The 4,859-nt window shown below is 72.6% G+C and carries 6 protein-coding genes and 2 tRNA genes; 2 read left to right on the top strand and 6 right to left on the bottom strand.

Annotated elements, in window-relative coordinates; translation table 11 throughout:
• Positions 1 to 95: 95 nt before the first annotated feature.
• On the top strand, positions 96 to 668 hold the full coding sequence (locus EYA84_RS26610) for a DUF5709 domain-containing protein (RefSeq protein WP_131056431.1): 573 nt from the start codon (positions 96 to 98) through the stop codon (positions 666 to 668).
• Positions 669 to 746: 78 nt separating this feature from the next.
• Here the strand turns inward: EYA84_RS26610 and EYA84_RS26605 are convergent, their stop codons facing one another.
• Both EYA84_RS26605 and macS read right to left on the bottom strand, forming a co-directional pair.
• Entirely contained in the window at positions 747 to 1,391 is a 645-nt protein-coding gene (locus EYA84_RS26605; RefSeq protein ID WP_131056433.1) for a response regulator transcription factor, read from the bottom strand.
• Between the two features lie 14 nt (positions 1,392 to 1,405).
• Positions 1,406 to 2,530, bottom strand: a complete 1,125-nt coding sequence (macS, locus tag EYA84_RS26600) for a MacS family sensor histidine kinase (RefSeq protein ID WP_394347618.1) — start codon at positions 2,528 to 2,530, stop codon at positions 1,406 to 1,408.
• A gap of 116 nt (positions 2,531 to 2,646) precedes the next feature.
• Here macS and EYA84_RS26595 point away from each other — a divergent pair, with 116 nt between their 5' ends.
• Positions 2,647 to 3,117 carry an ATP-binding protein gene (locus EYA84_RS26595; RefSeq protein WP_131056427.1) on the top strand — a complete coding sequence of 157 codons (471 nt, stop codon included), beginning with the start codon at positions 2,647 to 2,649 and terminating at the stop codon, positions 3,115 to 3,117.
• Positions 3,118 to 3,132: 15 nt separating this feature from the next.
• Here EYA84_RS26595 and EYA84_RS26590 read toward each other — a convergent pair whose 3' ends face one another.
• From EYA84_RS26590 to EYA84_RS26575, 4 genes are all read right to left on the bottom strand, one after another.
• The gene (locus EYA84_RS26590; protein WP_131056425.1) at positions 3,133 to 3,966 is read right to left on the bottom strand and encodes a phosphoribosylaminoimidazolesuccinocarboxamide synthase; all 834 of its coding nucleotides are present in this window, start codon (positions 3,964 to 3,966) and stop codon (positions 3,133 to 3,135) included.
• A 75-nt stretch (positions 3,967 to 4,041) separates the two neighbouring features.
• The gene (locus EYA84_RS26585; protein WP_131056423.1) at positions 4,042 to 4,284 is read right to left on the bottom strand and encodes a hypothetical protein; all 243 of its coding nucleotides are present in this window, start codon (positions 4,282 to 4,284) and stop codon (positions 4,042 to 4,044) included.
• A gap of 145 nt (positions 4,285 to 4,429) precedes the next feature.
• A tRNA-Met gene (locus EYA84_RS26580) sits at positions 4,430 to 4,503 on the bottom strand.
• Positions 4,504 to 4,655: 152 nt separating this feature from the next.
• Positions 4,656 to 4,729: transfer RNA gene (locus EYA84_RS26575), tRNA-Met, on the bottom strand.
• Positions 4,730 to 4,859 lie beyond the last annotated feature (130 nt).

The following is a 4,859-nucleotide window of genomic DNA, read 5'->3' as shown; positions in this document are numbered from 1 at the left end:
CCGGCACGGTCGCCGCGGTGGCCCGCCAGCGGCGGCTGCCCGAACGACGCGGACGTGACCGGTTACGGCCGGAGGGCAACGGGTAGTGGTCAGTCATGCGCGACGACGAGTACCCGACCCCCCTGTCCGACCCTGAGGCCGACGGCCTGCCGGACACCGCCGACGACGACTCGACGGCCGGTGACGACGTGCTGACCGGCCGGGAGGCGGACGGCCCGGCGCCGGCCCAGTTGCCCGGTGACCGGACCCCGGTGGCGGTGGACGAGTTCGGCACCACCGCCGAGGAGCAGCTCGACGGCGAGTCGCTGGACTACAAGCTCGGCCGGGAGCGGTTCGAACTGCCGGTCGACGACCCGCTGGCCGGTCCGGTCGACCCGGACATCGCGGCCGAGGCGGACAGCCGGGAGCAGGCGGCGCAGGCGCAGCTCGACGCCGACGTGATCGATCCCGGCCCGACCTCCGACCCGAAATCCCCGGTGTCGCTCTACGACCACGACCGGCTGGGCACCGTCGCCGACGCCACGGTGGGCCGGCTGGTCGAACCGGACGAGGGCGCGCACACCGACCAGGAGACCGACTCCATCGCGTACGACGCGGGAGCGGCCGGTGGCGGAGCCAGCGCGGAGGAGTTGGCCGTGCACGAGACCCGGCCGCCGCACTCGGTCTGAGTCCCGCTCACGACGTCACTGTGCTGCGCTGCGTGCCGCCGTACCTGCTGTGCCTGATGGTTCGCTCGCTGCGCTCGCTCATTCGTCCAGGCCGCGTTCGATCGCGTACCGGGTCAGTTCGACCCGGTTGTGCAGTTGCAGCTTGCCGAGCGTGTTCTGTACGTGGTTCTGCACCGTCCGGTGCGACAGTCCGAGCCGCTCGGCGATCTGCTTGTAGGACATCCCCTTGGCCACCAGCCGCAGCACCTCGGTCTCCCGGTCGGTGAGCCGGGGTGCGGTGTCCTGCGTACCGGCGGGAGCCTGTTCCCGGACGGCGGCCAGCCGGCGGTACTCGCCGAGCACCAGCCCGGCCAGGCCCGGCGTGAAGACCGGCTCACCGGCGGCGGTCCGGCGGACCGCGTCCAGGAACTCCGCCAGCCCGGCCGACTTCAGCAGGTAGCCGGTGGCGCCGGCCTTCACCGCGTCCAGCACCCCCTGCTGCTCGCCGCTGGCGGAGAGCATGAGCACCCGCACCTCGGGCCGTTCCGCCCGCAGGCCCCGGATCACCTGCACACCGGAGATGTCCGGCAGTTGCAGGTCGAGCACCACCAGGTCGGGGCGGGCCGCGGCGATCACCCGGACCGCCTGCCGGCCCTCCCCGCAACTGGCGACCACCTCGTGGCCGGCCTCGGTGAGGTCGCGGGCCACCCCTTCCCGCCACATCGGGTGGTCGTCGACCACCATCACGCGTACGCCGTTCACGATCCCCTCCTCGGCACGGTGAGCTCGACCTCGGTGCCGGAGCCCGGGGTGGAGTTGATCCGGGCGGTCCCGCCGAGTTCGGCGAGCCGGCCCTGGATCGCATGGGTCACGCCGAGCCGGCCCTGGGCGGCGGCCTCGGCGAGTCGTTCCGGCGTGAAGCCCGGCCCCTCGTCCCGGATCGACACGGTGACCGCCGTCCCCTCGTCCTCGACCAGCACCCAGGCACGTCCGTCGCCGTGGCGGGCGACGTTGTCCAGCGCGGCCCCGATCGCGGCGGCCAGTTCGCGGGCCACCGGCGGGGCCAACGGCACCGGAGTGGCCGGCGCGGAGAGCGACACGCCGCCCGAGGCGTACCGGCCGAGCAGCGCGCGCAGGTCCACCGGCGAGTCCACGTCGTCGACGGACATCGGGCCGGTACCGGATATCAACATGCGCAGCGCCGCCTCCTGCTCACCGGCCAGCCGGGCCAGTTCGCCGGCCTCGCCGTCGAGTCGCTCGCCGCGCCGCTGCACCAGGGCGAGCACCTGGAGCACCGAGTCGTGGATGTCACGGGCCAGGCGTTCCCGTTCGCGGTTGGCGGCCTCGATCTCGACCGCCCGCTGCAACCGCTCCCCGGCGGTCACGGTGAGCCGGGCGACGTGCCCGACCACCACGCCGGCGAGCAACATCAGGATCGCGCCGTTGATCGCCGTGGGGGTGGCCATCCCCCGGGTGGCCAGGTCGGTGGCGCCGACGACCAGAGCGGCCAGCGCGCCGCGTCGCCGTCCGCCGCAGACCGCCCAGGCCAGCACCGGGCCGCTCAACCAGGCCACCGCCATGGTCGGCAGGCCGGCGTCCAGCGCGTCGCGGCCCATCACCCAGGGAGTGGCCAGCAGGATCGCCACCACGACGCCGAGATCGGCCAGGAGCAGCGGCCAGCCGCGCCGGGCCGGAGCGGCGTAGCCGATCGCGGTGACGCCGGTCCAGACCGCCATCACCAGCACCAGCACCCCGGCGAGCAGAGGGTGGGCGTAGCGGTCCGCGTCGCGCAGCACGACCACGCAGACGTACGCCAGCGAGGCCACCCGGAAGACCGCGACGGCCCGCCAGAGAGGGAGTTCGAAACCACCGGGGGCGGACACGCCCGTCACCATGCCACAGCCTGTGTGACGGGTCCTCGCCGATGCGGTCCCACGAATCCTGACGTACGGTGGTAAAAGCCGCTTAAAGCTCTGCGATCTCCTGTCGGGACGGGGCCATGACGAACGCAGAACCCCGCACACCGCGTACGGTGGTGCCCATCGAACACACCCTCCTGATCGCCGACGCCTTCGACCAGGCACAGGTGACCGAGCTGCGGCACTCGGTCGCCTCGTGCGTGCGTGCCGCAGGGCTGCGCGACGACCGCCTCGACGACTTCGTGCTCGCGGTCAACGAGCTGATCACCAACGCGGTCCGGCACGGCGGAGGGCGGGGCTGGCTCCGGCTCTGGCGGCAGTCGGAACTGGTGATGTGCGAGGTCTCCGACCACGGTCAGGGCATCAGTGTGCAGCGCCTCGACGACCGCAGCCGGCCGGCGCCGGAGACCGCCGGCGGTTGGGGACTCTGGCTGGCCCGCGAGCTGACCGACGCGATGGACGTGGAGACCGGCCCGGAGGGCACCACGGTCCGCATCACCTCCGCGACCCTCCCCACCGAGCAGCACATCGGCCGGCACCGCAGCGAGTGACGACCGGCGCCGGGGTCACTCCCAGCGGTTGCCGGTGATCTTCTCGTAGACGTCCACGTAGCGGGCCCGGGTCGCCTCGACCACCTCGTCCGGCACCTCGGGCGCCGGTTCGCGCCGGTCCCAGCCGCTGCCCGCCGCCCAGTCCCGCACGTACTGCTTGTCGTAGGAGAACTGCGTACGGCCCGGCTGGTACGACTCGGCGGGCCAGAAGCGGGACGAGTCCGGGGTGAGCACCTCGTCGGCGAGGACCAGGGTGCCGTCCGCCGCCCAGCCCAGCTCGATCTTGGTGTCGGCGACCAGGATGCCGCGCTCGGCGGCCAGCTCGGCGCCCCGGCAGTACACGTCGATGGTCAGCTTCCGCAGCCGCTCGGCGGTCTCCGCGCCGACCTCGTCGACCACCTCGGCGAAGGTCATCGGCTCGTCGTGCTCGCCCATCGGCGCCTTGGTCGACGGGGTGAAGATCGGCTCGGGCAGGATGGACGCCTCGCCCAGCCCACGCGGCAGCGCGACGCCGGACACCGCCCCGGTGCTCTGGTACTCCTTGAGGCCGCCCCCGGTGAGGAAACCGCGGGCGACGCACTCCACCGGGACCATCCGCAACCGGCGGCACCGGATCGCCCGCCCGGCGAACTCGGCCGGCACGTCGGTGGCGGAGATGACGTGGTGCGGCACCAGGTCGGCGAGCTGCTCGAACCACCACAGCGACAACGCGGTGAGCAGCTTGCCCTTGTCCGGGACCGGAGTCGGCAGCACCACGTCGTAGACGGAGATGCGATCCGAGGCGACCAGGATCAGGTCGTCGCCGTCCGCGTAGACGTCCCTCACTTTGCCCGAGTGCAGAAGTTCCACGCGGACAAGTAGACCACGCCCCGGACGCACCACCGTGCCGGGACCGCAGCGCGCGGGAGGCGCTGCGGAACCCGTTCAGCGCCGCCGGTTACGGGTGAGCCGCACCAGCAGCAGGACGACCACGGCCACCACCGCAAGGCAGCAGAGCAGGCCCAGGAAACCGAAGAAGCCGCCACCGCGCCCACGCCGCCGGGCGGCTTCCACGACCAGTTCCCCGGGGCCGGTCGAGGCCCACGCCGCGACCGGCACGAACACCGCCAGCACGACCGTTCCCAGGAGCGTGCCGAGCCGCCCCCACCACTTGCCGATTGAAGACATGGCCTCATCCTCGCGGAGGTCCGCAACCCCTGCCGGGGAACAGCGCACCGCCGAGGCGGGCCCACCGGCCGACGGACGAAGGCCGGAACGGCAGGGATCGGAAACGACGAAGGCCCCGGGAGATCCCGGGGCCTTCGTCGTGCAGTAGCGGGGACAGGATTTGAACCTGCGACCTCTGGGTTATGAGCCCAGCGAGCTACCGAGCTGCTCCACCCCGCGTCGGTATGTGACAACCCTACCCCATGCGGTACGAGCCGCACCGACCACCCCACCCACCCCCGAAGAAGGTGTTCCGGCACCGGTCGGGACGGGCCGCCGCACTCCGGACAACGAGAAAGGCCCCGGGAGATCCCGGGGCCTTTCTCGTGCAGTAGCGGGGACAGGATTTGAACCTGCGACCTCTGGGTTATGAGCCCAGCGAGCTACCGAGCTGCTCCACCCCGCGTCGGTAGATCCACCGTAGCGCACCACCCCGCCCCGCCGCAAAACGACTCACAGAACGCCGTGGGCGACCGGTGGGCCCGGACGCCGAAGGGCCCGCGGCGGCGACGGATCGCCGGCCCACGGGCCCTGTC

This window comes from Verrucosispora sp. SN26_14.1, from assembly GCF_004307965.1.
In the GTDB taxonomy this organism is placed as follows: domain Bacteria; phylum Actinomycetota; class Actinomycetes; order Mycobacteriales; family Micromonosporaceae; genus Micromonospora.
Note: the sequence above shows the minus strand (reverse complement) of the source record. Positions and strands in the feature narration are given on the sequence as shown.